This window comes from Terriglobia bacterium (genome assembly GCA_020073495.1).
In the GTDB taxonomy this organism is placed as follows: Bacteria; Acidobacteriota; Terriglobia; order Terriglobales; family Acidobacteriaceae; genus JAIQFD01.
Window position 1 is genome coordinate 322,117 of sequence record JAIQFD010000002.1, and the last position, 26,978, is coordinate 349,094.

Genomic DNA, 26,978 nt, shown 5'->3' on the forward strand with positions numbered 1-26,978 from the left:
GACGGGCCTAATCCGCCGCCAGCATAGCGTCACTGATCTCCAGCCCGCACAGCGACGGAGATTCGTGGCGCACCGTACCCGGGACCGCGGACATCACCAGCTCGGCCAGGGCCGCGATGAAGCGCGGCGAGTCGTTCAAGCCCTCGGTCATCTCGAAGCGCCGGATGCCGAGCGTGGCGGCCAGCTCGCGCGCCTCGTGGTCGATCTCGCCCAGGGTCTCCACGTGGTCGGAGACGAACGAGACCGGCACCATGCAGACGTCCTTCGCTCCGGCGGCGGCCAGATCGCGCAGCGTGCTGCGCAGCGACGGTTGCAGCCATTTGCTGGCCCCGACCTTGCTCTGATAGCAGAGCCGGTGGGGGTTTGCCCATCCGCCCTGCTCCAAGACCAGGGCCACCGTCTCCTCGATCTGCCGCTGATACGGATCGCCCTTCTCTATAACAGAGAGCGGCAGGCTGTGGGCGCTGAAGACGAGATGCACGCCGTCCCGCTTCCCGAAGCGGGACAGGGCGGCCTCGACCTTCTCCGCCAGCGCCGCCAAATACATCTTACTACGATAGAACTCCCGCACCACGCAAGCCGGGACGTCGCCCTGCCAGCGGCGCGCCCACTCGTTCAGGCTGCTGCCCGTGGTGGTGGAGGAATATTGCGGATAGAGGGGAAGCAGGACCAGTTCGTCGCATCCGGCGGCCTTGACCTGGGCCACGGCCTCGGCGGTGAAAGGATGCCAGTAGCGCATGGCGACAAAGCACCGCGCGTCCACCCCGGCCTGGCGCAGGCTGGACTCCAGCGCTTGCGCCTGCCGCTCGGTGTGCCGCCGTATGGGCGAGCCTCCGCCGATCACGGAATAGTGGTGCTGCACCTTCCTGGCGCGCGCCACCGAGATCAGCTTGGCCAGCGGACGTCGTCCCAGCCGCGCGAAAGGGAAGTCGATGATGTCCGGATCGCAGAAGAGGTTATAGAGGAACGGCTCGATGGCTTCGAGCGTATCCGGACCTCCGAGTTGGAAGAGGACGACCCCGAGTCGCTTGCCTGGCATTCTCCCCACACCAGTACCTGAGTGGTGCGAGATAGTAAATGGGAGGCGGAGCAGGCGTCAACCCGGACGGCGAAGACCCGCGCCAGGAGCGGGACTTCATGTTCCGTGGGAGCGAACAACGAACCACGGAGGACTCGGAGGACGCGGAGGATTCAAGGCCCGCCGGCGGAGTGCCTATACAGTGGCGCTTGGTTGTTTCTCACAAGCCGGCCGGGCGAGGAGGACTGTTCGCACAGCGGTCCCTCTTGTGGTCGCTGATATCACGGCCACAACAGGTGGGATAACAGTTCGTAACTGGTGAGAAGGTCTGTTATCAACAGTTACGGGCTCTTGATAGATGGATCGGCTTACTCTAGCGTTCAGCCGTCAGAAACGCTTGCGGGGCGATGAAAGATGCGCGCCACTAAAGTCGCGAAAGATTCCTCCTGCTACTAAGCTGTAGATGTTGATAATGTATGGTCCGCCGCGCGACTGCAAGAGGGAGAAGGTGAAGAACGAAATTCAGTCTGCGCAAATGTATCCGGCCTCTTGGTGGAGATCCTCTCCGGGCCATGATGAGTTCCGCGCGTGCCTGTCCTGGTAATGTATGGTCCGCCGCGCGACTGCAAGAGGGAGAAGGTGAAGAACGAAATTCAGTCTGCGCAAATGTATCCGGCCTCTTGGTGGAGATCCTCTCCGGGCCATGATGAGTTCCGCGCGTGCCTGTCCTGGTAAATCCCGCGGTCGTGGAAGACCATTTATCGCCCCAGGTTCTCCGGCACGCCGTTTGACTGTTCTTTCGTCCTTGCTGTTCTCCTCTGCAGACCTTGGTGGGAAAGCTTGTGGAACTGCTTAGGCCGCCACGGTAGCGGCTCGGTACGGTTCGCCGCTGGACAGCACGGCCCAGGTGATCCGCGCCAATTTGTTGGCCATGGCGACGATCAGGACGTTGCGCGGCGCTCGTGCCTCCAGTCCGTTCATCCACCTGCCGATCGGAGATTCCTCCCGCTTTAGGCGGAGAACTGCTGCCCGTGCGCCGTGGATGAACATCTTGCGCAGGTACGGGTTTCCTCGCTTGCTGATGCCCAGCAGTTTGGGCTTGCCGCCGGTCGAGTACTGTCTCGGCACCAGACCGAGCCAGGCGGCAAACTCGCGTCCCTTGCCGAAGGCTGCACCGTTGCCGATGGCGGCGACCACGGCGGTCGCCACCAGCGGTCCGACGCCGGGGATCTGCCGCAGCCGCTGGCAGGCTGGATCGCTGGCGCAGATGCTCTCGATCTCGCCGCTGAGAGAGCCGATCTGTTCTTCCAGTTGCTTCCACTCCTGCCACAGCGAGGCCAGCAGGCCGCGCATCCGAGGGGACAGATGCTGGTCGCCGTTCTCCAGGATCTCGGGCATCTGCCGCCGCAGGGTGGCCGGCCCTTTGCAGAAGGTGAGGCCGCGCTCCAGCAGGAAGGCACGAATCTGGTTGATGACCGCGGTGCGGCGCGAGACCAATCGCTCCCGGACTCGGTGCAGGGCCTGCAGGTCGAGCTGATCGTCGGTCTTGATGGGCACGAAGCGCATGTTCTGGCGCTCGACCGCTTCCGCGATCGCCTCGGCATCCAGGTAGTCGTTCTTGTTCGACTTTACGAAGGGTTTTACGAACTGTGCTGGGATCAGGCGCACGTCGTGGCCTTGCAGGGAAAGCGCCCGGCCCAGGAAATGCGATCCCGAGCAGGCTTCCAGCCCGATCAGGGATGGTTCGAGGTTCGCGGTGAAACTCAGAAGCTGCTGGCGGGAGAACTTCTTCTTGATGATCGCTTTGCCTCGTTCGCCAAGCGCCACCAGATGGAAGGTTGTCTTGCCCAGGTCGATGCCGATGGAACGAATCTTCATGTCGATGGTCCTCCTGTCGTGCTCGATCATCCCATCCGGTTGATCGTGCGGCGGACCATCTCATTAATCCCCTGCTCACCAGTTACAGGGCGGGTGGGCCGTCCTAGCCCGGGGTTGGCTAGGGCGAGGATGCTCCGAACTCTGGAATGCGGCGGCCCCGATCGCAGAGGTTGCGGAGAAGCGTACCCGCCCTGGACAGCCCGGTGCCCAGCAGAAGCGTGGATTCAGCGCTCAGCCAGCGGCTTAAGCGACCCTTTGTTCGACCTTTGCTCGTGGCCGAACGACAGCCAAGGGAATGGAGGGCGATGCTCCTGGACCGTGCTGGCCGAGCACAGCGAGGTCGCGAACGCGTGAGCACTGCCACCCAACCGCCTCCGGCGGTTTGCGCAACGACATGACCTCGAGGCGCTGCGGGTTGGAGAGGAAGGGCGAGGCAGTCACGGCCGAATCGACGGCCGCTTCGAGCAGTTGTGCCTGAACCCGGAATCCCGCGCCCACAACGCGTGAGACTAATACGATCCACAGCGCGGCGGCGATCAGGGAAACCGACACAACGGGGAAGCCGGAACGCTCGGCCGGGATCGCCTGGTAGGCGACGAGGGCGCAGAGCCACAGAGCGCCCGCTAGAGAGATGCCAACGAGACGGATTGTTTCGCCGAACCCGGAGGTCATCCTCGACACCGAGTAGCCATGCTCGTACCGCTCCATGGCGGCTGTGGTTTCAGTTGTCTGCGGAGCGAAGGGGATGATGACTGCGGTGCTCATACGAGCCTCCTGCCGCTGCGGGCGGATGCCGGGCGTCGCCGCGCTCACGCCCGCTTCGCTGGCTGGGGTGGAGTGCTGACTTTCGGACGACTCCCGGCCTATCTCCTTGTTAGCAGAAGAGAGCGCCAGGGTTCAGTGACTGAGCGCACCTGGGCGCGTGAGCACCTTGATTGAGGCGGCCACGAGATTTTCCCGCCGCGCCTTCCCCGCCGCAGCCTCGCCCCAACCTCTTGCTCAGTGGCGGCCGTCCTCCAGTTCCGATACACAGCGTCGCGGGTCCCACATGGTCCGAGATCCTTCGGGACTCAAGTCCCTCAGGATGACAAAGGTTGTGAATTTGCGTTTAGAGAGGGTCACAGCCCGCTTCAGCGGGCGTAAGAATCTAGCCCCGGGCGTGAGCCCGGGGTAAGCATTCGTTTAGCGATCGGAGCCCCTTCAGGGGCGACAGAACTTCCGCGAGGGCGCGAGCCCAAGCATTCTTATGGCGGGTGGCCCGTCCTAGCCCGGGTTTGGCTAGAGCGGGGATGTTCTGAATTGGGGTGAGGTTCAACAATGTCGTCAACCGCGCAGCAGGTGCCAGGCTTCCCGGTACTTCTCAAAGCGGCCCGCGCTCCTCTTCCCGGGGGCGCGCGTCGGGAACAAGCAGATTGCCAGCTTTCTCGCGCACTCCCGGATGGGAACCACGTACCACGCCTTGGCCGGGATCACGTACACTGCGATGAAATCCGTGTCGGCCGCCGTGTATCCCCTGTATTTCAGCGAGTGTGCCAGGATCGCTTGGTAACTGCGCCACCTGCGCTTTCGCGTTGACTTCACCTGCACCCGCCACCATCGCGTGCCGCCTCCCACCAGGAAGTCGAAGGGCAGGTTGTCGCCCCAAGGCTTGGCCACCACCAGTCCCTCCGTCGTTGCCTTGCACATGAACACAAGTTCGGCCAGCTCGCCTTGAGCTTTGGGACGGCGGCGAACGGGCATAGTCAGGGGGCAGCGCGCAGGATGCAGGAGGCAGGAAAAAAAAGCGCGGGCAAGGCCCGCGCTGCTTTCTCACTCTCTTAATTCCAGTATGACAGATTGACGGGGGTGGAAGTACCACGCTCCAGATTTTTGTTTCCGGACTGTTTTCAAGCAGTTGCAGAGGAATCCAGATCTTGGGGGGGATTGACAAGAAGTACCAAGTACCAAGTACCAAGTACCCAGTACTCAGCAAAACCTCGACCCTCTACCTCCAGTATGACAAATCGGAGGGGGCAAATCCGACATTTTCCACAATTTTATATTTCGTTTGCCGAGAACACGTTACGGATGAATCCAGATTTTGGGGGGATTGACAAGAAATACCCAGTACCCAGTACTCGGTACTCAGCAAAACCTCAGCCCGCTACTTCCAGTGAGGAGCTGTGCCCCGGAACCTGCTAACGGAGCCGGGCTGAAATCGTCCAAGCCTTCACCGCCGGGGGTGAGATGCGCCTCAAGGCCTGGTCCGTGATTTCTAGCAGGGAACAACATTCTCCAAGGAGATGCTCATGAAATCTCGCGCCGTTGTCGCGCTCGCTGTTGTGGTTGCGCTTTCGCTCTTTGCGGCGGATGCCGCCGCGGTCCCGGCCAATGCCGCCGGGGAATATGCCAAGCACTTTGGCGCTCTCAGTAAACTGTCGGTCGAGGTGGCGCAGGCCATGCCGCCGGAGCAGTACGCGTTCCGCCCTCACCCCGACTCGATGGACTTTGGCCGATTGATGTCGCACATCGCGACCACCAACTACCAGTTTTGCGCTGGTCTGAAGGATTCCGACCCCCCGGCATTGCCGTCCCCCACCGAGAAGGACGCTGTCGTCAAATTCCTAAGCGATTCCTTCGACTATTGCTCTGCCGTGATACCCAACCTCACCGAGGAGCAGCTCAGCACGGCGCACAACTCTCCCGATGGGCGGCTCCTGGGGCGAGAAATCCTGCTCGCCATGTACATTCACGTGGCGCATCATCGCGGCCAGGCTGAGATCTATCTCCGGGACAAAGGCATCAAGCCGCCCTCCTACAGGATCTAAACCAGCACTGCGGGCGAGTGTGCAGGGCGGCGCAATGCCGGCGGACACACACAGATCTCTGACCGCCGGGACCGGGAACTTGCGGAGCACGGTAAAATCCCAGAACCGTGGGGAAATCCTTGTCTAGCGTGTCTGGGGCATGAACCATCTGTTTCGCCGCCTGAGCCGGAGCTTCTGGATCGTAGCCATCGCCACCCTGGCGCTGGCGCATTTCGCCTGGATGCGGCTGCGGCGGCAGCTCACGCTGGCCGAGCGCGCGCGCTGGTTGCAGAAATACAACCGGCGCCTGCTGCCGCACCTTGGGGTGCGCTTCGAGATCGAGGGAGTGATTCCGCCGACCGGACTGATCGCCTCCAACCACCTCAGCTACCTCGACATCCTGGTGTACAGCGCGGCCATGGGGTGCAGCTTTGTGTCCAAGGCGGAGGTCAGGTCGTGGCCGCTGTTCGGGCCGTTCGCGCGGCTGACCGGCACGGTGTTCGTATGGCGGCATTCGGCGACCGATTCGGTGCGCGCCTACGGTGAGTTGACCAGGTGCCTGAAGACGGGACATCCGGTCATGTTGTTTCCCGAGGGAACGACAACCGATGGGACCGGGGTCCTGCCGTTCCGTTCGACCATGTTTCAGGCGGCGATCGACGCTGGCGTCCCGGTCACGCCGGCCACGATCGGCTACACCATGGCGGAAGGCAGCGTGGCCAACGACATCTGCTTCTGGGGCGAGATGGAGCCGCTGCCCCACGCCTGGAACCTGTTCTCCAAGGACGGGATCGAGTGCCGCGTGCGCTTCGGCGGACCGCTGGCAATGGAAGGCGATCGGAAACGCATCGCCAAGCTGGCGTACCAGTGGGTGCAGAGAGCCGCCACGGTAGCCGCTGTGGCGGAATCGTAGGATTGGGTGATCGGGGAATCGCGTGATTGCCGTTCGCCCGGTCGGGCACAGGTTTTCGATCACCCGATTGATCCATTACCCGATCATTCAATCGCGTAAATGGGGCGGGACTTTCCTCGTTTGCCGAGGCGCTCGCCGGTCACCTGCCGGGGTGATTCCTGTCACCGCTTCCGGGACTCGGGAAGCACATGCTTATGTGGAGAGGCATTCGCTCGCGGGAGCGGGGGAGCCGGCCCCCGGCCCGGTCACGATGTAGTCTCATTCATGGCGGGCATGAAAGGTGGATTCCTATGTCTCGCAAGTTTGCTCTGATCTTGATCGTCATGGCGGCGGCGATACCCATCGTCGCGCAGCAGGCAGCCAAGCCCACGGTAAAGAAGGTCCCGGCAACCTACACCTCTCCGGCGTCGGGGCAGGAAATGTACGTGAGCTATTGTGCCTCGTGCCACGGAAAGGACGGCAAGGGGCAGGGACCGGCGGCGCCGGCGATGAAGACCGTCCCCACCGACTTGACCATGCTGGCCAAGAAGAACAAGGGCACATTCCCCTCGGAGCACTTTGCAGCGATTCTGACCGGAAAGACGACGGTGACTGCGCACGGATCGCAAGACATGCCGGTCTGGGGGCCCATCTTCTGGAAGCTGAGCCAGAGCCACCCGGCCGAGGTGCAGCAGCGCATCTACAACTTGCACAAGTACGTCGAGTCGCTACAGCAGAAGTAGCCGCGCTTAGCGGGCGAGCGGGGTCCCCAGCCGGCGCGCATTTTGCGCCGGATGGGGTGCGCGTCCGAGCCCGCTGCGGTCATCCTGAGCCGAAGGCGACGGATCTCTGGCGGTCAGCCCGAGCCGATGGCGTAGGGACCACGGACTAACCCGAGCGGATGCGCGTCTGAAAGGACGCTGGAGGTAAGGGATGAGGCTTCAGATCAGCACGCGGATTCTCGGCGACGTGACCGTCGTCGATTGCAATGGGGAGATCGTGTACGGCGAAGAGGCGCCGTTGCTGCGCCAAAAGGTCAAGGAGCTGCTGCAGGAAGGCCGCCACGTCGTACTCAACCTGAGCGAGGTCCGAGCCATCGACAGCAATGGGGTCGGCGCGCTGGTCAGCCTGATGACGTCGGCGCGAGCGCCGGGCGGCGACCTGAAACTGGCCGCGCTCGGGCAGCGCATGAAAGACGTCCTCAAGGTGACCAAGCTGACCGCTCTGTTCGCCATCTGCGACACGGTGGAAGAGGCTGTGGAGAGATTCCGCCTGGAGACCACGCCGATCGCGGTGAGCGAGCTCGGGCGCTGAGGACAGAGGAGCGGGTCCGGCCGCGGCCATTTCAAGCCGAAGGCGAAGGATCTTGCGCGATCAGTTCGCTTTGCCCTCAGCCGCGACGGGGGTTTCCAGGGCAGCGATGACGGCGTCGGCGAATTCGCTGGTCGAGGCCTGGCCGCCGACATCGCGGGTCAGGTGCTCCTTGGCGCGGTAAACCCGGCAGAGGGCGTCGTAAACGCGGTCCGCCGCCGCGCGCTCCCCGATGTGGCGCAGCATCAGGATCGAAGACTGCAGGACCGCAGTGGGGTTGGCCAGATCCTTTCCCGCGATATCGGGAGCGGAGCCGTGCACGGCTTCGAAGATGGCGCAGGCGTCCCCAAGGTTTGCGCCCGGCACCAGCCCCAGCCCTCCCACAAACGCCGCGCACAGGTCGCTGATGATGTCGCCGTAGAGATTCTCCAGCAGCAGCACATCGTACTGGTAGGGGTGCATGACGAGCTGCATGCAGGTGTTGTCCACGATGTGCTCGCCGTAGGTGATCTCGGGATACTCCTTGGCGATGTTGCGCGAGCAGCGCAGGAACAGGCCATCCGAGAGCTTCATGATATTGGCCTTGTGGATGACGTAGATCTTCTTGCGTTTCTCGCGGCGGGCGTACTCGAAGGCCCAGCGCGAGATCCGGGTGCACGCCTTCTCGGTGATGATCTTCAACGATTCCACGACGCCGGGGACGACCTCGTGCTCGATGCCGGAGTACAGGCCCTCGGTATTCTCACGCACGATGATGAGGTCCACGCCGGGATAGCGAGTGGGCAGGCCGGGAAGGTTCAAGATGGGGCGAAAATTGCAATACAGGTCGAAGCGCTTGCGCAGCGAGACGTTGATGGACGGAAAACCGCCGCCGATGGGGGTGGTGACCGGCCCCTTCAGCGCCAAATGGGTGCGCTCGATGGAGTCGATTAGTTCCTTGGGGATGTATTCCTTGTAGCGTTCGAAGGCTTCAGCGCCGGCGTGATAAGACTCCCAATCGATGCGGACGCCGGAAGCCTCGAGGATGCGGCGGGTAGCGTTGGTGACCTCCGGGCCGATGCCGTCGCCGGGAATGAGTGTGATCCGGTGGGCCATGGTGTTATGAGATCCCTCGCTTGGCTCGGGATTTCGGCAGCGGGCTCCCGCTGCACTCGCTGCGCTCGTTTCGCTCACGCCCGCTAAACGCCTCAACCTCGGGGCCGATGCCGTCGCCGGGAATCAATGTGATGGTATGAGCCATTGCGTGATCGGTTTCCTATGCTTGGCGGAGTAGGGGTCCCCTCGACTCACGCCGCGAAACACGCGGTGCTCGCTCAGGATGACACCAGCATAGATTACTACCCGCTGGTCTTGCGTGCTCGAGCGGTGGTCTGCTCCTTGACGCTGAGCAGGTCCTTGAGCTCGTGCATGAATTCCTTCACATCCTTGAAGTCGAGATAGACGCTGGCGAAGCGGACGTAGGCCACCTTATCGTATTTTTTGAGGCGCTCCATGATGAGGGAGCCGATCTCGCTGGTCTTGCGCTCGCGCTCGGGGGAGTCGATGACGAAGGCCTCGGCCTCGTTGACGATCTGCTCGAGCTTGCCCATGGAGACGGGGCGCTTTTCGCAGGCGCGGAGCAGACCGTTGAGCACCTTCTGGCGGTCAAACTTCTCGCGACGGCCGTCCTTCTTGACCACCATGTAGGGGATCTCGTCGATGCGCTCATAGGTGGTGAAGCGCTTGCCGCACTTGAGGCACTCGCGGCGGCGGCGGATGGAGTCGCCCTCCTTGCCTTCGCGCGAATCCACCACCTTGTCGTTGACGAAGCCGCAAAAGGGACATTTCATGGGAAAAACTCGGGCCAAGCGAACTGCACATTGTAACAGCCGCGCCGGATCGGGCCATCGGGAGATCGGGCCGCCGGGTCAAGGGAAAGGCTACGCCGTTCCTTCTTCCTCTTCGACAATGCGGGTGGCCTCGCGGAAGGAGATGTGTTCACGGTGTGCTAGGAGGAACCCGACCGGGATCACCATCATGAACGTGACCAGCCAGATCATCACCCCGCAGCTGGCCGCGAGCTCAGGGGGCACGTCAAAGGTGTAGTGCAGCATGCCGATGGTAGCAAGCTGGGTGCCGCCGCCGACCGCCGGCAATTGCACAACCGAGCCGATCATGGCCGACCCCATCAGCAGGATCACGTGCGAGATCTGCATGTGCTGCAGCTTGCCGCCATAGGCATGGACCACCTGCAGATACGCAGCGGCGATCACCAGCCAGATGGCGAACGAAATCAACACGAGCTTGAAGAAGTGTCCGACCGAGTGGATGGTGCGCAGACCCTGGCCGAACTCGCGGATGCGCAGCGAGGTCCTGCGCGCGAACTGCGGGGCGTGGGAGAACCGGCGCTCCACCCAGCGCGCCATCTCTTCCGTCTTGCGATACAGCAGGACCATGAACAACGAAACCGCCAGAACTACGACAAGGAGAATGACCCCGGCATTCCGGAACGCCTGGTAGTGCTGCAATGATTTGAGACTGCCGGCGAAGACCAAGTCGAGCGCCACGAGGATGGCGAAGGCCCCGGTGTCGAAGATGCGTTCCACCGCCCATACCGCCATCTGCGAGGAAATGGGCAGATTCTCCTTGCGGGCGATGACGTAGGGCCGGACGAATTCCCCCGGGCGTCCGAGCAGGGCGATGCCGGTGAATCCGATCATCGTTGGCCCCAGCAACCGCCGCCAAGACACCTCGCACACCGGTTTCAGGAACAGTTTCCAGCGGATGGCGCGAAGAAGGTAGTCCAGATAGATCAAAGCCACTGCTGTGGCGAGATAGAAGGCGTTCGCGTCCTGGGTGCGCTCCAAGAAAACGTGCCAGTTGAAGCGCTTCCATTCGCGGAATTGCAGGTACACCAGCCCCACCAGGAGGGCGATCAGGATCGCGCTGACTATGATGCGCTTCTTGGTCATGAAGGGCCGACCGGGAAAAGTAAATGACGCAGAGGCATTTAGCAATCAGCAGTCAGCACTCAGCATTCAGCCAGCACTCGTCCGGTCGTGATCATGCTGATCGCCGGATCGTCGGATGTAGCTACTTCTTCGGTTCCAGGGTGAGTTCGTGTTTCTTCGCGGCGGAGACGGCGGCGTCGCTGAAGGGCATGGTGAAGGTGGCGCCCTCGTACCAGGCTTTCCACTGGTCCTCAAAATGCGGGCTGAAGATCTGGCCGGACTGGCCGGTGACGACGTTCATGGTGGAGCGGTCGAGATCGGAGAAGTCCACGGTCATGCGCTCGGAGGGAGCGAGGCCAGCGGCGATCTGCTTGACGGTGTAGCCGTCACCGGAGATGGGAACGGAACCGGGTCCGGCCCAGCGGCGCACGATCATCATCTGGCCGAGGATAGGATGCTCGACGGTCAGGGTCTCCTGTTTGCCCCAGGTCCATTCCTCAAGCTTGCGGGGGACGTTGCCCTCGTTCAGCGCAGCCTCCAGCGCGGCAACCAGAAGGTCGTTGTAGCTGGGATAGGTCTTGGGCAGCCAGCGGGGAAGCTGGTGGTCGAGGATGTTCTCCAGCGCGACCGGCGACGTCCACCAGTTGTACTCGACGAATTGCGCGCCGAGCCTGGGCTGAAGCAGGAGGCGGAAGAGCTGGTTGCGGGCAGCGGTCTCGATGGTGGGAGCGGCGGAATCGGCGGTAACGCGGCCGTCCCAGGAGCGGAGGATGTCGGCGGCGGCGCGGGCGCGCGGGGAAGCCTTGGGCGTGTGGTCCACCGCATACACCAGCTTGTCCGCCAGGTAGTGGTCGAAGTCGCTGTAGATATCCATCTGGAGCGCCAGCATGTCGGCGGCGCTGAATTTCTTGCCCGACTCCAGGACCTTGTAGATGCGCTCGGTGCGATAGGGCGCCATCCAGTGGGTGCTGATGACGTGGGGATATCCCTTGGGGACGATGCGGCCGTTGGCGGTGGCGAGGATGCCGGAGGGCGGATCGAAAACGGTGGGGAGCTTGTCGAAGGGGATGTAGCCGGTCCACTCGTGGTCATCGGTGTCGCCGGGGACCGGCAGGCTGCCGTCGCCGGACTTGCGCAAAGGAACGAATCCCGCCGCCTGATAGCCGATGTGCCCGTCCAAATCGGCGTACACGACGTTCTGTCCGGGGCCTGGGAAACGGGAGAGCGCGTCGCGGAACTGCTGCCAGTTCTGGGCGGCGTTCAAGGGACCGAATGAGATGGGCACGCCCTTGGGGTCGTAGATGGTCCAAGCCAAGGCCAGCTTGCGCTTTTCGCCAGGAGCAAGCTCGCTGACGATGGGGCCGTGGCGGGTGGCGGCGATGGCGATCCTGACGTCCTTGCCGCCTTTCACCTTGACGACCTCCACGAAGACAGTCGGTTTCTTCCATCCAGCGGGAGTCTTGTACTCACCCTTGTCGTTGACGGTCTCGATGAAGAGGTCCTGGACATTGGCGCCCAGGTTGGTGAAGCCCCAGGCGATGCGCTGGTTATGACCGACGATGACGAAGGGTGTGCCGGGGAGGGTGAATCCGGCAACGTCGAGGTCCGCGGCCTTCAGATGTGCCTCGTACCAGAGGTTGGGCATCTGGACCGGCAGGTGCATATCGTTGGAGAGGAGTGGCTTGCCGGTGGTGGTGTGAGCTCCGGAGACGACCCAGTCGTTGGAGCCAGGCAGAGTGAGATCCGGAACCCAACGGGCGATCCGTGCGGCGAGGACTTGGGGCGTGGGCGTTTTGTCGCCGGCATTTGTGGCCGGGTAGGGGTCCTTCGACTCGGCGCGCGAAACGCGCGCCTCGCTCAGGATGACGCCATCAAAATCCCGCTCCGTCAACCCCGGGAGGCTGTCCCACACGGAGGCGCGCTGGCGGTCCGAGTCGTCATCGTCGTCATCGCCATCTGGGTCCCTTCCGGTCTCGGAATCGGCGGAGTCGGCGCCGGGAGGGTGGTCGCGCCAGGACGAATCGGGATACAGATCGGCGGCCAGCTCCGGCGTGAGCTTGGCAGTTATCTTGTCCCGCTGGAGTTCGTAGGGCCAGAAGTTCGTGAGCAGCGAGTTCATGTGCAGGCCGAGGAGAAGGGAATCGGCCGGGGTCCAGGGCGCCGGTGAATACTTGAGCACGCGGAACTCGATGGGCAGGTCGTCGCGATGGGAGTTGATGTAGGCATTGACGCCGTCGCAGTAGGCTTGGAGTTCCGCGCGATCTGGTTCCGCGAGAGAGGCCGCGGCCCGGGCGGCTATGGGGCCGAGCAGCAGGTAGCGCTCGCCGACGTCGTGGGCGAGAAAGCGCGTCCCGAAGATCTCGGCGAGATTGCCGGCGGCGAAGCGGCGGAGCGCGTCCATCTGCCAGAGACGGTCCTGGGCGGTGACGAACCCCTGGGCGAAGAGGAGATCGTGGCGGTTGGCGGCCGCAATGTGCGGAACGCCCTGGGCGTCGCGGATGACCTTCACCGGCGCGGAAAGGCCGGGAACCGGCAGGGAGCCGTCGAGCTGGGGCAAGGCGCGGCGGGCGATGGTGACGATCCATACGACCGCGACCAGAGAGACAAGGAGAAGGACGGTCGAAGCGATGGAGACGATCTTCCAGAATAGAGGGACGCGCTCGGAGCGTTGGGGGGCCGGAGCGGAGGTGGGCGTGGACATGCCTGCGGGGGATTCTAACATCCGGGGATGCGGGGATCTGCGGCCGTCGCTCGCCGATGGAAGAGCGAAGAAGCCGGACTGCAGATGACCCCCGCAAGCATTTGTTTGAGGGGACGGAAGGGCGGATGGTATGCTGATCAAAAGTGGCCGGAATCGGCGGTTGAGTAAAGCAATGGGGGCGGGGCCAGGGATCCCGGCCGGTTCGCGGAGCTGACGGCGCTCGAATCAACCATGGTGCAAAAGCGGATCGACGATCACGCGGTGATCTCGCGCGACGCCATGCGCGAGGCCGAGGGGATCTTCCACAAACATCTGAAGAAGGTGGGGCTCAAGCAAACCGGGCAGCGGGACACCATCCTGCGGGCGTTCATTGAGACGCGCGAGCACCTGTCCACGGAAGAGCTGGCGCGGCTGGTGCGCAAGCGCGACGCGAAGATCGGCTACACGACCGTGTACCGGACGCTGAAGCTGCTGGCGGAGTGCGGACTGGCCAGCGAGGTGTCGTTCCACGACGGGGTCGCACGCTTCGAGCACCAGTACAACCGGCGCAGCCACCACCACATGGTCTGCACCGAGTGCGGCAGCTCGGTCGAGTTCTTCTCTCCCGAGGTGGACAAGATCGAACAGGAGATCGGGCGCAAGCACCACTACTTGACCACGCGGCATACCTTCCAGGTGTATGGGGTCTGCGAAGACTGCCGCAAGAAGGGCTCGCGGAGACCGGCCTAAGCAGATCCATTCCGGCCCCCGTTCTCCGGATTGGGGGCGCCGGCGTGCTCGTTGTCCTTGCCTACAGCAGAGGACTTTGATACTGTGCGCGCCGAAGATACTCGCGCGGAATCAGCGCGGGCGCTGACGGGCAGCAGCCGCAGGCAGCCGTCCCAACATCAACCGGGAAACCAAGCGAACAGGGAGGAACCCATGGCACGTTTCTGTGCGAGTTGTGGAGCGCAGATGGCGGACACGGCGACGGCGTGTCCGGCTTGCGGGAAGAGCGGAGCGCCGTCGGCGGGAGGAGGATCGGGCGCGGGTGCACAAGCGTCCGGCGGATTGCAGGACAATCTGGCGGGCGCGCTCGCGTATCTGTGGATCGTGGCGATCATCTTCCTACTGATCGAGCCCTACAACAGGAACAAATTCGTGCGCTTCCATTCGTTCCAGGCGCTGTTCCTGGGGATCTTCTCGATCGCCGGGCACATCGTGCTGGGGATCGTGCCGTTCATTGGCTGGGTCATCCTGCCGTTCTTCTCGCTGGCGATCTTCGTGGTCGCGGTGATCTGCGCGGTGAAGGCATACGGCAACCAGGAGTTCAAGTTGCCGGTGCTGGGAGAGCTCGCGGCGAATCAAGTCTAGAGTCTCATGGTTGAGGCAGACGGGGCGGCGAGAGCCGCCCCGTTTTATTTGTGATTTTCGATTTCTGATTTGTGATTGCGGATCAAAGACCGCGGAGTTGCGCCACGCTTGCCGTGTGGCTTGACTTTGGGAGCGGGGGATGTCATTTGTATCTGCTCTTGGTTTGCGGCACGCGCACCAGTGAAAGGACGTGGCTTTGAGGGTCCGGGTCTTCTATCACGACAAGTGTTTTGACGGGGCGTGCTCGGCGGCGCTGTTCTCACGCTTCTACCGCGAGCGCATTCGGGAGGATGTCGAGTTCCAGTACTCAGGGCTGGTGCACCGCGCCGGCGCGCTGTTCGACGAGAGCAAGTTCGACGGCGACGAGAACGCCATCGTGGATTTCAAGTACTCGACCTCGCCCAAGATCAGCTGGTGGTTCGACCACCATCAAAGCGCGTTCCTGACGCCGGAAGACGCGGCGCATTTCGAACAGCAGCAGAGCAACAAGAAGTTCTATGACCCGGATTTCAAGTCGTGCACCAAGTTCATCGCCGTGATCGCCGACAAGCACTTCGGGTTTAACGCCAAGCCGGTGGAGGAGCTGGTGGAGTGGGCGGACATCATCGACGGGGCGCAGTTCTCAGACCCGGCGACGGCGGTGGAGTTGCGGGCTCCGGCGATGAAGCTGACCATGGTGATCGAGTCCACGCAGGACCCGAAGTTCGTGCCGCGGCTGATCCCGTTGCTGGTGGAGAAGCCGCTGGGGGAGCTGGTGCGCGAGCCGTTCGTGGCGGAGTTGCTGCCGCCGCTGCTGGAGCGGCACCAGCGGTCGATCGAGCTGCTGCGGCAGCGCGCGGAATCGAAGGACGGCACCGTGTTTTTCGACGTCACCGACCAGGAACTGGAGGGATACAACAAGTTCATCCCGTACTACCTGCATCCCGAGTCGGTGTACAGCGTGGGATTGAGCAAGTCGAGCTTCCGAACGAAGGTGTCGGTGGGGTCGAACCCGTGGGCGAACCAAGAAAACATGGTGAACCTGGCGGAGATCTGCGAGCGCTACGGCGGGGGCGGGCACGCACGCGTGGGAGCCGTCTCGTTCGAACCCAACCAGTTCGAGAAGGCGCGACAGGCGGCGCAGGAGATCGTGACGGAGCTGCGGCAAGCCTACCGGGCCGGCTAGAGCGGCCAAGCAGAAATCCTTCCAAGCTGCGCCCAAATCATCCCATCCGCCGCAGTCTTCACTCGGAAGCTAACAGAACGTTACCCTCGACCGATGGCTTGTAGGAGATGCGGATGCGGTGTCCGGGGCGCAGGTGCTGGACGTTGCCGGCAAAAACGATGGAGCGCGGGGCTGGGGATCCGTCGGCGCGAAAGCTGACGAACGACCTGTCGGCATATCCGACCGGCATCTCGTAGAGGTGGACGCCTTCGACGATACCGGTCTCGGTGACCACGCCGTCGGAGCTGGGCGGGGGAGCAGCGGCGGGCCGTGCGGCGCCAGCGGTGGCTGGATCCGGGCGTTTCAGGAACGGCAGCAGGCCGAGCGCGCGCAGTTCGAGGAGAGCGTTGAGGAAGAACACGCCCGACATGGCGGCCAGAATGAGCGAGGTGAACAGGCCGTCCACGGTCGCGATCCATCCCCCGAGTGCGATGAGAACGATCCCTGCCAGCGGGATGAGCCCGAGAACTACCGACAGCACCAACAAAAGCATAGCCGACTCCCCACACGAGCCGATCCGAATGTAGGGCTGGAATGCCCTAGCACCGATTATGAAGATTGGGTGGGTAGGTGCGCAAGTGGCGAGCTTGTGCGATAAAAGGTGTGACTTGTTGGCGACCGGTGAATCGCATGGGTAAGCCCCGGAGTTTCGGGGGGAAGGAGCTGATCATGGGCGACGTCGTCTATGTCTCTAAGTCACGCATCGAGCGCAAGGCCGGGCCGGTGCGGATCGCGTACCTGCCGGGAGAAAAGAATCCGGTGACCTTCAGCGTGCACGGTGCGATCGCGGAACACTACAAGATGGACCCGGCGAAGATCGGTGAGCCGCACACGTCGACCATCGACTACGTCATCGCCGCAACTGGGGGTTGAATGATGGGCACCTTCGCAGGCGCGCTGGAGGCGCGCCAGATCGATGCCAGCGGCGGCCGGCTGGTGGCCGACGTCACCGGCGAGGTGGAGAGGGAAGAAGGGGTGCTGGTGATCCGGCGCATTCATGTGGCCATGAAGGTGGCGGCGCCGGAGTCGTCGCGGGAGACGGTGGAGCGGGTGCACGGCCTGTACGCGATGCGCTGCCCGCTCTATCGGACGCTGCACAAGGCGATCCAGCTCACGTCGTCGTACGAGCTGGTGGCCGCAGCCAGCCCGTCCTGAGCCGCGCCGATTGTCGTAAACTGGATACGGGCCCCGTAGCTCAGATGGATAGAGCAACGGTTTCCTAAACCGTTTGTCGGCAGTTCGAATCTGCCCGGGGCCTCCAGACTTCTCATTCCACAGCGATCAGTTGCATCACCGCGTTGGCCCTGGGAGATGGCTCCCCGGAAGCATCTAACCATAGGCCCTTCAGGTACTTCCGTCACCTTGTCAGGATAGTTCGGCGATTGACAGCGACTCCCGCACGGAACATACTCAAAAATCGGTCACTCCCTCAAACCAAGCCCCCGAACGATTGAGGATTTGATGTCCGGCGCTTCCGCGGGTTCGTCCAGGTCCCTAATCGTCGTTTTCCTGCTCCTGCTGGTCGCACTCCCAAGCCTCGGACAGGGAACGCGTCCCGCCAAGGAAGGCGAGGATGCAGGCGAGCGCGACCGCCCCGCTGAACGCGAGCGCTACTTCCGCCGCGGACGCACTCTGCGCGGAGAGTCCGGCGCTGCACTCCGCCACCGCGCCTACCAGCAGAAGCTGAGCAAGCGTGCGCAGTCGCAGGCGTCACCGCCCTCCACCCAGGCCCCCGCCTCACAACCTTCAGCGCCCACTCAGGGCACACCCGCCGGATCTCCGTGGGAAAGCCTCGGTCCGGCGCCCATCGGCGTGGACCCAAGCTCCGGCCAGGATTTTGGCGTCAATTCCGGCCGCGTCACTACGGTGGTAGTGGACCAGAACGATGCGAGCGGGAACACCGTATACGTCGGCGGGGCCTACGGAGGAGTGTGGAAGTCCACCAACGCCGCCAATCCCAGCCCCGCAAACGTGCAGTGGACGCCGCTCATCGACGACCAGCCCACCCTGGCCGTCGGGGCCATCGCCCTTAAGCCCGATGACAGCAACACCATCCTGGTGGGCACCGGCGAGTCCAACAGCAGCGGCGACTCCTACTACGGCCTCGGCATCCTCCGATCCACCGACGGCGGCAACACCTGGGAGCTGATCACCTCCGCCGACAACGGCACCAAGTCGTTCAAGGGTCTGGCCTTCTCCAAGATCGCGTTCTCCACCGACAACACCAGCCTGGTGGTCGCCTCGACCACCAACAGCAACTCCGGCACGCTCGGCATCGACACCAGCAATATTCGCGGGATCTACTACTCCACCGACGCCGGGGCCACCTGGCAATACGCCGGTGTGCAGGACAGCGGCGTCACCATCACGCCCGCCAGCACCAGCTCGGTCATCTACCATCGCACCCTGCACAAATTTTTCGCCGCCGTCCGCTTCCACGGGATCTATTCCTCGGTGGACGGCGTCACCTGGTCGCGCCTGGCAATCCAGCCCGGGGGAGCAGTCCTCTCCACCACCGCCTGCCCGCCGGCGGTGTTGACCACTTGCCCCATCCAGCGAGGCGAGATCGCCATCCAGCCGGTCACCGGCGACCTCTACGTCTGGTACATAGATGGCAACCTGAAAGACCGAGGAATCTTCAAAACCAGCAACGGCGGCAGCACCTGGCTGACAGTCGGCACAAGCGGGATCGATAGCTGCGGAGACCAGGGCGGATGCGGCACTATCGACCAGGGCGACTATGACCTCGAGATCGCCGCCGTGCCTAACGGCACTGGCACCGACCTCTACGCCGGGGCCATCAATATCTACAAGTGCTCTCTCGCGCAGAACGCGTCGAGTTGCACCTCGTGGTTGAATCTGACCCACGTGTACGGCTGCACCGTGGAGGGCGCTCCCGCGCACGTCCACCCCGACCAGCATTCCCTCAGCTTCCCGCTGCAGAACCCGAACCTCATCTACTTTGGCCACGACGGCGGCGTGAGCCGCGCCCTGAACGGACCGGGGCTGCTCGGCGGCACGTGCAGCAGTCATAATGCCTTCGATGACCTGAGCGGCACGCTCGGATCCCTCACCGAGTTCGTGTCGTTTTCCCAACATCCTACCGACGACAGCACCGTGCTCGGCGGCGCGCAGGACGTCGGCTCCTCAGCCGTAGACTCCACCCATCCCGGCAGCGGCCTCGGCTGGATGAACGTGAACGCCGGCGACGGCGGCTTCAACGTCATCAACCCCAGCAATCCCCTGGAGTGGTTCACCGCCAACACCGATGTCTCCATCCAGCGCTGCACCCAGGGAATCAATTGCAATGCCGGCGTCGGCTTCGCCACCATCACCATCGGCAATTCGAAGGTCGGGAACGACCACGGCGATTTCTATACGCCCTACATCCTCGATCCGGGCATGCCCAGCCACATCATCATCGGCACTTGCCGCGTTTGGCGGGGCAACAGCGACGGCAGCGGATGGAGTTCGGCGAATGTTCTGACCACGAACTTTGACACCAGCACGGCAACGACCTGCACCGGTGCGGAGAACAATCTGGTGAGCGCCCTGGCTGCCGGCGGGCCGGTCAGCAACACCGGCACCGGCGGCTCCCAGGTGATCTATGCGGGTACCAATGCCGGCAATATCTTCGTCACCACCAATGCCAGCGGGGGAGCTTCGACATGGTCCATGCAGAACGTCACCCCCTTCGGATACAAGATTTCCGACATTGCCATTGACCCCAGCGATCCAACCGGCCGCACAGCCTACGCCACCCTCATGAACTTCGGCAGCGGACATGTGCTGAAGACCACGGCTGCCGGCTTCCCCTGGCAGAACATCACAGGCGACCTTCCCGACGCCCCGGCCGATTCCGTCGTCGTCGATCCCAACGACCCGACCATCATCTACGTCGGCACCGACGTCGGTGTCTTCGTCACTATGAATGGCGGCGTGAATTGGACGGAGTGGGGCACCGGATTGCCCAACGCGCCCGTCACCCGCATTCGAGGATTCGCCAGCCAGGACGGCTCCAAGAACAAGCTGCGCGCCTCCACCTACGGCCGCGGCGTCTGGCAGACCGACCTGTTCACCGCCACCCCCTTCCGCGCCAGCGTCTCACCGGCCAGCCTGGCCACCTTCGTGGGCGACCCGGCGACGTTCACCGTGACTGTCATCGCGCAGGCCAAGTTCAGCGGCACCGTGACCGTCAGTTGCGATGGCGGCGGCAATCCGCTTCCTTCCAGCTGCGTCGGCGCGACGGTCAGTCCAACGACATCGGGCACTCCGGTGACCGTCACTGCCTCCGATCCCTCGGTCGCGGACTTCAGCTTCTCCCTCAAAGTAGTGGCCCCGGACGCCAACAGCACCACGGTGGAGCTGCCGGTCGTACTGCACACCGTGGACGTCTCCGTCTCAGCCCCGAGCCCCGCGTCGTTGGTCATCAAGCGAGGCACGATGTCGGTGCCGGTGGTGTTCACAGTTACAGGGTTCGGTCCGCTTCAGAGCACGACAACCTTGAGCTGCAGCGGGATGCCCAACGGCACTACCTGCGAGTTCCAGCCGTCACCGTTTCTTGATCTCGCGAACGGCAGCACGGCGGACGTCACCATGGTCGTGCACAGCACCCTGACCGCAGACCTAGGAACATTCACTCCGTCGATCGTCGCCACCAACCAGCTTTTTCCTGCTGACACCCGCACCCAGACGTTCACGCTGGAAGTGGACCTGAATCCGGACTTCACCCTGGCCGCGAATCCCACCATCCTCACACCGAACGCCTTGACTTCGACCATTACGGTCGCTTCCCGCGACGGGTACGCAGGGACTGTGAACTTGACCTGCTCGGTGGATCAACCGGGACCCATCTGCTCCATTCCGGTGACCCCGGTGAGCAGCTTCCCATCACAGGTCCACCTGACCATTAATCCCAACGGTACTGTGGCTGGCACCTTTGTTGTGACCGTTTCGGGCAACGACGGCAACCATACCAATTCGATCCAGTTGTCTCTGGTGTTTCCGGATTACATCCTCTACATGCCCAATGGCACGACCTCCACCGGCTTCAGTGGCGGCACCGGAAGCTTCAGCTTCTACGTGGAAGGGATCAATTTCTACGCCGGCCAGGTCTTGATCAGCTGCGATAGCACCGCCATCGACCCATCGAGCACCTGCTCGGCGAACCCGCCGAGCGTCACCGGCCAGTTCACGAACGTCATCATCACTTACACCGTTCCGTCCTCAGTGACAGCAGGGAATTTCCCGGTCCACATCCTCACTCATGACGCAACCGGTGCGCCGGTCCATAATGCGGACATCACCGCCGGCATCCAGGGGTTCATCCTGGCGGCAATCCCGCCGACGAGTCTCACTGGGGTCAAGTTCGATACCTACCCGACCTACAATGTCGCGGCCACACCGACCGGGGGATATTCCGATTACATTGCCTTCCACTGCGCGGGCAACATTCCGTACTGCGGCAGCAGCAGTGGTTCGTTGGAAATGCTCTCCTCGCCTCGCACCATACAGATTGTGACCCTTGTGCCTAGCGACGCCCCACCCGGAGTCTACGGGAACGGCACGATCCCCTTCACTCTCTCGGCGAGCCCACTACGCTTCCCTGCGGCGAGCGTCCCCGTCCCAGGCAATTACAGCCTGCAGATCCAGGACTTCCGCGTCACCATGCCGAACCGCAACATCAGTATGTTGGCCGGCACCTCGGCGCAGATCCCGCTGGTAGTCGAATCGTTCGGCACCAACGCCAGTTCCACGCTGGGATGCACCGGGGCGCCCCCGGGAGCGACCTGCACTTTCAACCCGTCCACGATCGGGCCTGCGGGCGGCACGTCGGTGATGACGATAAGCGTTCCCTCGACCGCTCCGTTGACTAATTACGCGACGTACATCCGCACGACGGGCACGGCAGGCTCTCGTTCGATCTACTTCTACTTATGGCTGTTCAATCTTTCCCAGTCCGTCGCTCCCGTTTCCGCAAACGTGCCTCCAGGAGGTTCGGCGAACTTCACCGTCAGCTATAGCGCACAGAATTTCTCCGGGCCCACTGCCGCGGTTGCCGTGGGCTGTGGCAATCTTCCCGCGGGCGCGAGTTGCACGGCGAATCCACCGCAGGTGGTTCCCGGCCAACCCTCGACGGTTACCTTGACCACCACTGCCGGCGTGACCCCGCCGACTTCCACCTTCAGCATCACTGGCACGGCGCTGGGCGTGACCAAGTCCACCTCCGTCACACTCCGTGTAGTGGATTTCTCCCTCACCAGCACCACCTCGTCCGCCTCCGTGAACGTTGGCACGATGACTCCCGTCTCGCTCCGTGCGACGGCGCAAAACGGCTTTAACTCGAGCGTCACGCTCACCTGTCCGCCCGTGGCGGCGGGGATCTCGTGCACATTCTCTCCAAGCACGTTCACGCCGCTGTCGACGGGAACGGTTGTCAGCGCGAGCATCCTGACCACCGCGGCCACGCCGCCCGGCATCTACAGTGTGCCCCTGACAGCGACCGGCAACGGCGTCTCTCATGTCGTGAACTTCACGCTCACGGTCAAGGATTTCCACGTCAGCGTTCAGCCCTCCACCGCCATCACTCCGGTGGGCGGAGGCAAAGCGACTTACGCACTCACACTCTTCGCCGACCAGGGCTTTAATTCGCTGGTCACGCTTTCCTGCGGCACGCCTCTGCCTACCGGCGTCACTTGCGCATTTGTCCCCGCGACCGTCACTCCCACGGTTGCGGGTGTCACATCGACCCTGACGGTCACCGTTCTTGCGACCACACCCAAGGCCAGCAACACTCTGACCATCAGAGCCACCGCGAGCCCGCTGGTCGTCACCCAGAACGTCACTCTCATGACCGGCGCCGACTTCTCGCTTGCAACCGTCACCGGCCCGCAGACCGTGCAGCAGACACAGAACGCAGACTTCCACATCACCGCCACCGCCATCGGCGGAATGAACCAGCCGGTGACGCTCTCCTGCAGCGGACTGCCCGCAGGCGCGAGCTGCTCGTTCAGCCAGAACCCGGTCACGCCGCTCCCGGGCGGCCAGGACGTGGACGTCACCGTCATGACCACGCTCGCTTCCGTGCCCAATCCCTACACCATCACCGTGCAGGGCGCCGGCGGCGGCGTGACGCACACCACTCCGCTCTCGCTCAACCTGCAATTTTTCCCCGACTTCGTGCTCTCGAGCGGCGCGCCGCTGGCCGCCGTCCGTCCCGGCCAGACCGCGATGTTCAACGCCGCCTCCGGCAAGAATGGGGCCTTTACCTCGATCGTGGATCTGAGCTGCGCGGGTGCGCTGCCGGCGGGAGCAAGCTGCCAGGTGCAGCCCGCGAGCGTGGATTTCAGCGTTGCCGTTTCCGCGCCCGTCACCGTCAGCGCGACCACGCCGGGCAACACGCCGTTGGCCGATTCGATGTTCTCGCTGCACGGCGTCGAGCGCGGCGGGACCAAGGTCCACGACCTCCCGCTGACCCTGCGGGTGAACGATTACCATCTCTCCGCGCCGACGCCGCTGACCTTTGCTCAAACCGACACGGCGAGCTACACCGTCACCGTTTTCGCCGACAACCAGTTCTCCGGCCCGGTCACGCTGTCCTGCAACAATCTGCCGGCCAACGTCGGCCCCTGCAACTTCTCGGCGAATAACTTCGTGCCCGGCGCCGCTGGGACGCCGGTCACGGTCACCGCGCCCGTAGGCGCGAACGCCTCCGTCGGCCAGACTTCGTTCGATGTCGTCGTCAGCGGCGGCAACACCTCGCACACCGTCACCGAGCCGCTGAACCTCATCCTGGTGCAGGACTTCACCTTTGCCTCGCTGGCGGCGCCGATGCAGACCACCACGCCGGGCCAGACCATCGGCTGGCCTCTGGCGTTGACGCCGCTCAATAGCTTCGCCGCAAACATTTCCTTCAACATCGCCGGCTGCCCCGCCGGATTCGTGTGCTCGATCGCACCGCCGCCGCCCATCGCCATCTCGAACCAGATCCAGCAGGTGGCCGGCCTGCTCGTCCAGGTGCCCGCCACCGTCGCCGCGGTGAACAGCAACATCACCGTGACCGCCACCGATCCGGTGAGCGGCAAGACGCACGCCGTCACCGTCATCCTGTCCGTGCAGAATTTCTCTCTCACCATCTCGCCGACCTCCCGCTCCGTCCCGCCCGGCGCCGGAGGGATGTACAACGTCACTCTCACCGGCCTGAACGGCTTCACCCAGCAGGTCCTGATCGCCTGCTTCAATCCGCCGGTGGGTGTGACCTGCTCGGCCGCCGTCGCCTCGCCCGGCAACACTGTCCCTCTGACCGTGATGACGGCCTCGAACATCACCTCCGGGGCCAAGACGATCGCTATCGGCGGTGCTCTCGTGCTGGGCGCGCCGCCCAACCTCAATCTGCGGAACGTGTCGCTGGTGGTCTCGCCTTCGACCCCGACGTACTTCCTGACCACGACCGCCGCGACCAAGGTGGCGCCAGTCGGAACCAGCGCGATCTTCACCCTGAATGTCCGCGCCAGCACCACCACCTTTATCAGCCCGGTCAGCCTGAGTTGCCTCGGGAACCAGTTCAGCTGCGTGTTCAGCCCAGCGACAGTGACGCCCAACACGGTCGGCACCAACCTGACCCTGACCGCGACTCCGGCCAACCCGCTCAGTCCCGGATCCTACCCGCTGACCGTGCAGGCGCTCGGCGGCGTGCAGGTCCGCCAGTTGGCGCTGACCATCAACGTCGCCGACTTTGCCATCGTCACCAACAGCTCGCCGCAGACGATCCTGAATCCCAACGGCGGCACGGCGAACTACGTCATCACCCTGTTCACCCAGAGCGGGTTCAACAGCGCTGTGACGCTCACATGTCCGGGGAATCCGGCGGGCGTGACCTGCGCGTTCGTCCCCGCGTCCGTCACTCCGACCCCTGCCGGCGCGACCTCGACCCTGACCATCACCACTACCGCGGCATCGCAGAAGGGCCAGCTCAACCTCACGGTTCAGGGCACAGGCGCCGGACTCACGCGTCAATTGCCCATCCAGCTCACCAACGGCCAGGACTTCCAACTGACGGCGACTCCGACGACGATCTCGGTGCCCCCGGGCGGCAACAACTCGATCTCTATCGCCGCCAACGCCATCGGTCCATTCGCAACGGCGGTCGTGCTTGCCTGCGTGGGAGTGAACCCGCCACCGGCCGGAGCTGGGATCAACTGCACTTTCCCGTCGGGCGCTATGGTCTCGCCGGGCTCCAGCGTACCGCTCCAGCTCAGTGCGACTTCGAATCTACCCGGAGGTACCTACACCCTGACCGTGCAGGGCATCGCCGACGGGCTCACGCACACCGTCCCGGTCACCGTGACCGTGCCCGACTACTCCCTCGGCCTGGCGCTCGCGCCTGGGTTCAGTGATGTGCTCGTCGGCGCATCGCCAGGCATCAACGGGACGGTCACGGCCATCGCCGGATTCTCCGGAGCGATCAATCTGTCGTGCGTTGTGGCCGCGCCGCTGTCCTGCATCGGGTTCCCCGTTTCGCCGATCACACCCACGGCCAACGGCACGCCCTACAGCTTCAGCGTCACTGTGCCCAACGGCACAAGCCCTGGCGCCTATCCCTTGCAGATCAACGCAGACGACGGCGCCGGCCACCTCCACACTGCGAACCTGAGCCTCGTGGTCAAGGATTTCTCCGTCGCGCTGAACACGGCCAGCGGCACCATCGAGGCCGGCACCTCGACCACTGTCAGCGGCGCCGTGGCGGGAATGAACGGGTTCATCGGAAACGTGCAGCTCTCCTGCGCGCCCGATCCGAATATCTCTTGCGTGTTCACTCCGCAGACCCTCGCCGCATCCGCCGCCGGGACGCCATTCTCGGTCACGATCGCAGCAGCGCCAGTGACTCCACCGAACCCCTACACGGTCAACATCCAGGGGATCTCCGCGGGCGCGACTCGCGGCGCCTTATTCAACCTCACCGTCACTCCGACCAACGATTTCAACGTCGCCATCGCCCAGCCGTCACAGACGATCAATGCCGGCGAAAGTGCGTCATTCGGCCTCCAGGTCACGCCGGTCAACGCTTTCAACGCGACCGTGACGATAAGCTGCACCGGCGCTCCGGCGGGCATGACCTGCACACCTCCGGCGCCGTTCCCCGTGCCGCCCGGCGGCAACTTCAACGTGCCGGTGCAGACCACGCTCGGCGTGATCGCCCCCGGCACGTACAACCTGACGCTCACCAGTTCGGGTGGCGGCAAGACGCACAACCAGGCGCTCTCGGTGACCGTGCAGGATTTCACTCTCTCGCTCACTCCGCCGTCGCAGCAGGTACTGCCCGGCTCGGGCGCGGATTACTCCGTTGCCATGAACTCGTCGAGCGGCTTCGCCAACACCGCTCAGCTGACCTGTTCCATCTCCGGATCTCCAGCCGGCGCTGCCTGCAAGTTCGACCAGAGCAGCCTGACAGCGGGCGGCTCGACCACTTTGCACGTCACAACCATTGCTGCAACTCCCCCCGGCCCCTATACCATCACCGCGACCGCCACCTCGAACGTGACCGCACATAGCGCCACGGCAGCCATTCAGGTGGGCGGACCCGACTTCTCCCTCAGCTCCACGAGCACCTCTCTGAACTTAGCGCCCGGCGGTTCCGTCAAGGTGCCCGTCACCGTCACCGCGCTATTCGGATTCAATACAAGCGTCAGCTTCACGTGTTCGAGCAATGGCGCTGGCGTCTCCTGTACCGCCCCCGCAGGGCTTACACCCTCGCCCGCTGGCACGGTCATCTCGTTCCCCATGCGCGCCTCTGGTCATGCCCTGCCAAACACGTACCAGATCGCACTCACCGGCACCGGCGGCGGCAAGACGCATACGCTCGGGTTCACGCTGAACGTCCAGTAGCCACGGCACACACGGACGCGC

The 26,978-nt window shown here is 63.6% G+C and carries 19 protein-coding genes and 1 tRNA gene; 11 read left to right on the forward strand and 9 right to left on the reverse strand.

Translation table 11 applies throughout. From position 1 onward, the window contains the following. Positions 1 to 7 precede the first annotated feature (7 nt). The 4 genes from hemH to LAN37_05240 all read right to left on the reverse strand — a co-directional run bounded on the left by hemH (position 8) and on the right by LAN37_05240 (position 4,636). Positions 8 to 1,039 (reverse strand): ferrochelatase, encoded by a 1,032-nt coding sequence (gene hemH, locus LAN37_05225; GenBank protein ID MBZ5646609.1) that lies wholly within the window; start codon positions 1,037 to 1,039, stop codon positions 8 to 10. An 831-nt stretch (positions 1,040 to 1,870) separates the two neighbouring features. Continuing rightward, positions 1,871 to 2,896 carry an IS110 family transposase gene (locus LAN37_05230; GenBank protein MBZ5646610.1) on the reverse strand — a complete coding sequence of 342 codons (1,026 nt, stop codon included), beginning with the start codon at positions 2,894 to 2,896 and terminating at the stop codon, positions 1,871 to 1,873. A 243-nt stretch (positions 2,897 to 3,139) separates the two neighbouring features. After that, complete coding sequence (locus LAN37_05235) at positions 3,140 to 3,661, reverse strand: hypothetical protein (GenBank protein MBZ5646611.1); 522 nt, start codon at positions 3,659 to 3,661, stop codon at positions 3,140 to 3,142. Positions 3,662 to 4,219: 558 nt separating this feature from the next. Beyond that, complete coding sequence (locus LAN37_05240) at positions 4,220 to 4,636, reverse strand: hypothetical protein (GenBank protein MBZ5646612.1); 417 nt, start codon at positions 4,634 to 4,636, stop codon at positions 4,220 to 4,222. A gap of 548 nt (positions 4,637 to 5,184) precedes the next feature. Between LAN37_05240 and LAN37_05245 the strand changes: the two genes are divergently transcribed. The 4 genes from LAN37_05245 (at position 5,185) to LAN37_05260 (ending at position 7,888) form a co-directional block, all read left to right on the forward strand. After that, the gene (locus tag LAN37_05245) at positions 5,185 to 5,703 is read left to right on the forward strand and encodes a DinB family protein (GenBank protein ID MBZ5646613.1); all 519 of its coding nucleotides are present in this window, start codon (positions 5,185 to 5,187) and stop codon (positions 5,701 to 5,703) included. A 139-nt stretch (positions 5,704 to 5,842) separates the two neighbouring features. After that, a complete protein-coding gene (locus LAN37_05250) occupies positions 5,843 to 6,595 on the forward strand; it encodes a 1-acyl-sn-glycerol-3-phosphate acyltransferase (protein ID MBZ5646614.1) in 753 nt (250 codons plus the stop codon). Between the two features lie 290 nt (positions 6,596 to 6,885). Next, positions 6,886 to 7,317: a c-type cytochrome gene (locus LAN37_05255; GenBank protein MBZ5646615.1), complete on the forward strand. Its 432-nt coding sequence runs from the start codon at positions 6,886 to 6,888 to the stop codon at positions 7,315 to 7,317. A 190-nt stretch (positions 7,318 to 7,507) separates the two neighbouring features. After that, a complete protein-coding gene (locus LAN37_05260) occupies positions 7,508 to 7,888 on the forward strand; it encodes an STAS domain-containing protein (GenBank protein MBZ5646616.1) in 381 nt (126 codons plus the stop codon). A gap of 60 nt (positions 7,889 to 7,948) precedes the next feature. Here the strand turns inward: LAN37_05260 and LAN37_05265 are convergent, their stop codons facing one another. The 4 genes from LAN37_05265 to LAN37_05280 form a co-directional block, all read right to left on the reverse strand. Further along, complete coding sequence (locus LAN37_05265; protein ID MBZ5646617.1) at positions 7,949 to 8,980, reverse strand: NAD-dependent isocitrate dehydrogenase; 1,032 nt, start codon at positions 8,978 to 8,980, stop codon at positions 7,949 to 7,951. Between the two features lie 242 nt (positions 8,981 to 9,222). After that, positions 9,223 to 9,714 (reverse strand): transcriptional regulator NrdR, encoded by a 492-nt coding sequence (gene nrdR, locus LAN37_05270; protein ID MBZ5646618.1) that lies wholly within the window; start codon positions 9,712 to 9,714, stop codon positions 9,223 to 9,225. A gap of 90 nt (positions 9,715 to 9,804) precedes the next feature. After that, positions 9,805 to 10,836, reverse strand: a complete 1,032-nt coding sequence (locus LAN37_05275) for a flippase-like domain-containing protein (protein MBZ5646619.1) — start codon at positions 10,834 to 10,836, stop codon at positions 9,805 to 9,807. Between the two features lie 121 nt (positions 10,837 to 10,957). Beyond that, positions 10,958 to 13,516 (reverse strand): penicillin acylase family protein, encoded by a 2,559-nt coding sequence (locus tag LAN37_05280; GenBank protein ID MBZ5646620.1) that lies wholly within the window; start codon positions 13,514 to 13,516, stop codon positions 10,958 to 10,960. A gap of 279 nt (positions 13,517 to 13,795) precedes the next feature. Between LAN37_05280 and LAN37_05285 the strand changes: the two genes are divergently transcribed. The 3 genes from LAN37_05285 (at position 13,796) to LAN37_05295 (ending at position 16,034) form a co-directional block, all read left to right on the forward strand. Next, a complete protein-coding gene (locus LAN37_05285; GenBank protein ID MBZ5646621.1) occupies positions 13,796 to 14,245 on the forward strand; it encodes a transcriptional repressor in 450 nt (149 codons plus the stop codon). A 192-nt stretch (positions 14,246 to 14,437) separates the two neighbouring features. Continuing rightward, positions 14,438 to 14,869 (forward strand): zinc-ribbon domain-containing protein, encoded by a 432-nt coding sequence (locus tag LAN37_05290; protein MBZ5646622.1) that lies wholly within the window; start codon positions 14,438 to 14,440, stop codon positions 14,867 to 14,869. 196 nt (positions 14,870 to 15,065) lie between these two features. Further along, complete coding sequence (locus LAN37_05295) at positions 15,066 to 16,034, forward strand: phosphoesterase (GenBank protein ID MBZ5646623.1); 969 nt, start codon at positions 15,066 to 15,068, stop codon at positions 16,032 to 16,034. A 58-nt stretch (positions 16,035 to 16,092) separates the two neighbouring features. Here LAN37_05295 and LAN37_05300 read toward each other — a convergent pair whose 3' ends face one another. Then, positions 16,093 to 16,566 (reverse strand): hypothetical protein, encoded by a 474-nt coding sequence (locus LAN37_05300; protein ID MBZ5646624.1) that lies wholly within the window; start codon positions 16,564 to 16,566, stop codon positions 16,093 to 16,095. Positions 16,567 to 16,742: 176 nt separating this feature from the next. Here LAN37_05300 and LAN37_05305 point away from each other — a divergent pair, with 176 nt between their 5' ends. From LAN37_05305 to LAN37_05320, 4 genes are all read left to right on the forward strand, one after another. After that, positions 16,743 to 16,946, forward strand: a complete 204-nt coding sequence (locus LAN37_05305; GenBank protein MBZ5646625.1) for a hypothetical protein — start codon at positions 16,743 to 16,745, stop codon at positions 16,944 to 16,946. Then, a complete protein-coding gene (locus LAN37_05310) occupies positions 16,947 to 17,228 on the forward strand; it encodes an OsmC family protein (GenBank protein ID MBZ5646626.1) in 282 nt (93 codons plus the stop codon). Between the two features lie 29 nt (positions 17,229 to 17,257). Continuing rightward, positions 17,258 to 17,334 (forward strand) — tRNA-Arg (locus LAN37_05315). A 200-nt stretch (positions 17,335 to 17,534) separates the two neighbouring features. Further along, a complete protein-coding gene (locus LAN37_05320; protein ID MBZ5646627.1) occupies positions 17,535 to 26,957 on the forward strand; it encodes a hypothetical protein in 9,423 nt (3,140 codons plus the stop codon). Positions 26,958 to 26,978 lie beyond the last annotated feature (21 nt).

Coding starts and splice junctions, on each gene's coding strand:
- hemH (MBZ5646609.1), bottom strand. CDS start 1,039: ATGCCAGGCAAGCGACTCGGGGTCGTCCTCTTCCAACTCGGAGGTCCG.
- LAN37_05230 (MBZ5646610.1), bottom strand. CDS start 2,896: ATGAAGATTCGTTCCATCGGCATCGACCTGGGCAAGACAACCTTCCAT.
- LAN37_05235 (MBZ5646611.1), bottom strand. CDS start 3,661: ATGAGCACCGCAGTCATCATCCCCTTCGCTCCGCAGACAACTGAAACC.
- LAN37_05240 (MBZ5646612.1), bottom strand. CDS start 4,636: ATGCCCGTTCGCCGCCGTCCCAAAGCTCAAGGCGAGCTGGCCGAACTT.
- LAN37_05245 (MBZ5646613.1), top strand. CDS start 5,185: ATGAAATCTCGCGCCGTTGTCGCGCTCGCTGTTGTGGTTGCGCTTTCG.
- LAN37_05250 (MBZ5646614.1), top strand. CDS start 5,843: ATGAACCATCTGTTTCGCCGCCTGAGCCGGAGCTTCTGGATCGTAGCC.
- LAN37_05255 (MBZ5646615.1), top strand. CDS start 6,886: ATGTCTCGCAAGTTTGCTCTGATCTTGATCGTCATGGCGGCGGCGATA.
- LAN37_05260 (MBZ5646616.1), top strand. CDS start 7,508: ATGAGGCTTCAGATCAGCACGCGGATTCTCGGCGACGTGACCGTCGTC.
- LAN37_05265 (MBZ5646617.1), bottom strand. CDS start 8,980: ATGGCCCACCGGATCACACTCATTCCCGGCGACGGCATCGGCCCGGAG.
- nrdR (MBZ5646618.1), bottom strand. CDS start 9,714: ATGAAATGTCCCTTTTGCGGCTTCGTCAACGACAAGGTGGTGGATTCG.
- LAN37_05275 (MBZ5646619.1), bottom strand. CDS start 10,836: ATGACCAAGAAGCGCATCATAGTCAGCGCGATCCTGATCGCCCTCCTG.
- LAN37_05280 (MBZ5646620.1), bottom strand. CDS start 13,516: ATGTCCACGCCCACCTCCGCTCCGGCCCCCCAACGCTCCGAGCGCGTC.
- LAN37_05285 (MBZ5646621.1), top strand. CDS start 13,796: ATGCGCGAGGCCGAGGGGATCTTCCACAAACATCTGAAGAAGGTGGGG.
- LAN37_05290 (MBZ5646622.1), top strand. CDS start 14,438: ATGGCACGTTTCTGTGCGAGTTGTGGAGCGCAGATGGCGGACACGGCG.
- LAN37_05300 (MBZ5646624.1), bottom strand. CDS start 16,566: ATGCTTTTGTTGGTGCTGTCGGTAGTTCTCGGGCTCATCCCGCTGGCA.
- LAN37_05305 (MBZ5646625.1), top strand. CDS start 16,743: ATGGGCGACGTCGTCTATGTCTCTAAGTCACGCATCGAGCGCAAGGCC.
- LAN37_05310 (MBZ5646626.1), top strand. CDS start 16,947: ATGATGGGCACCTTCGCAGGCGCGCTGGAGGCGCGCCAGATCGATGCC.
- LAN37_05320 (MBZ5646627.1), top strand. CDS start 17,535: ATGTCCGGCGCTTCCGCGGGTTCGTCCAGGTCCCTAATCGTCGTTTTC.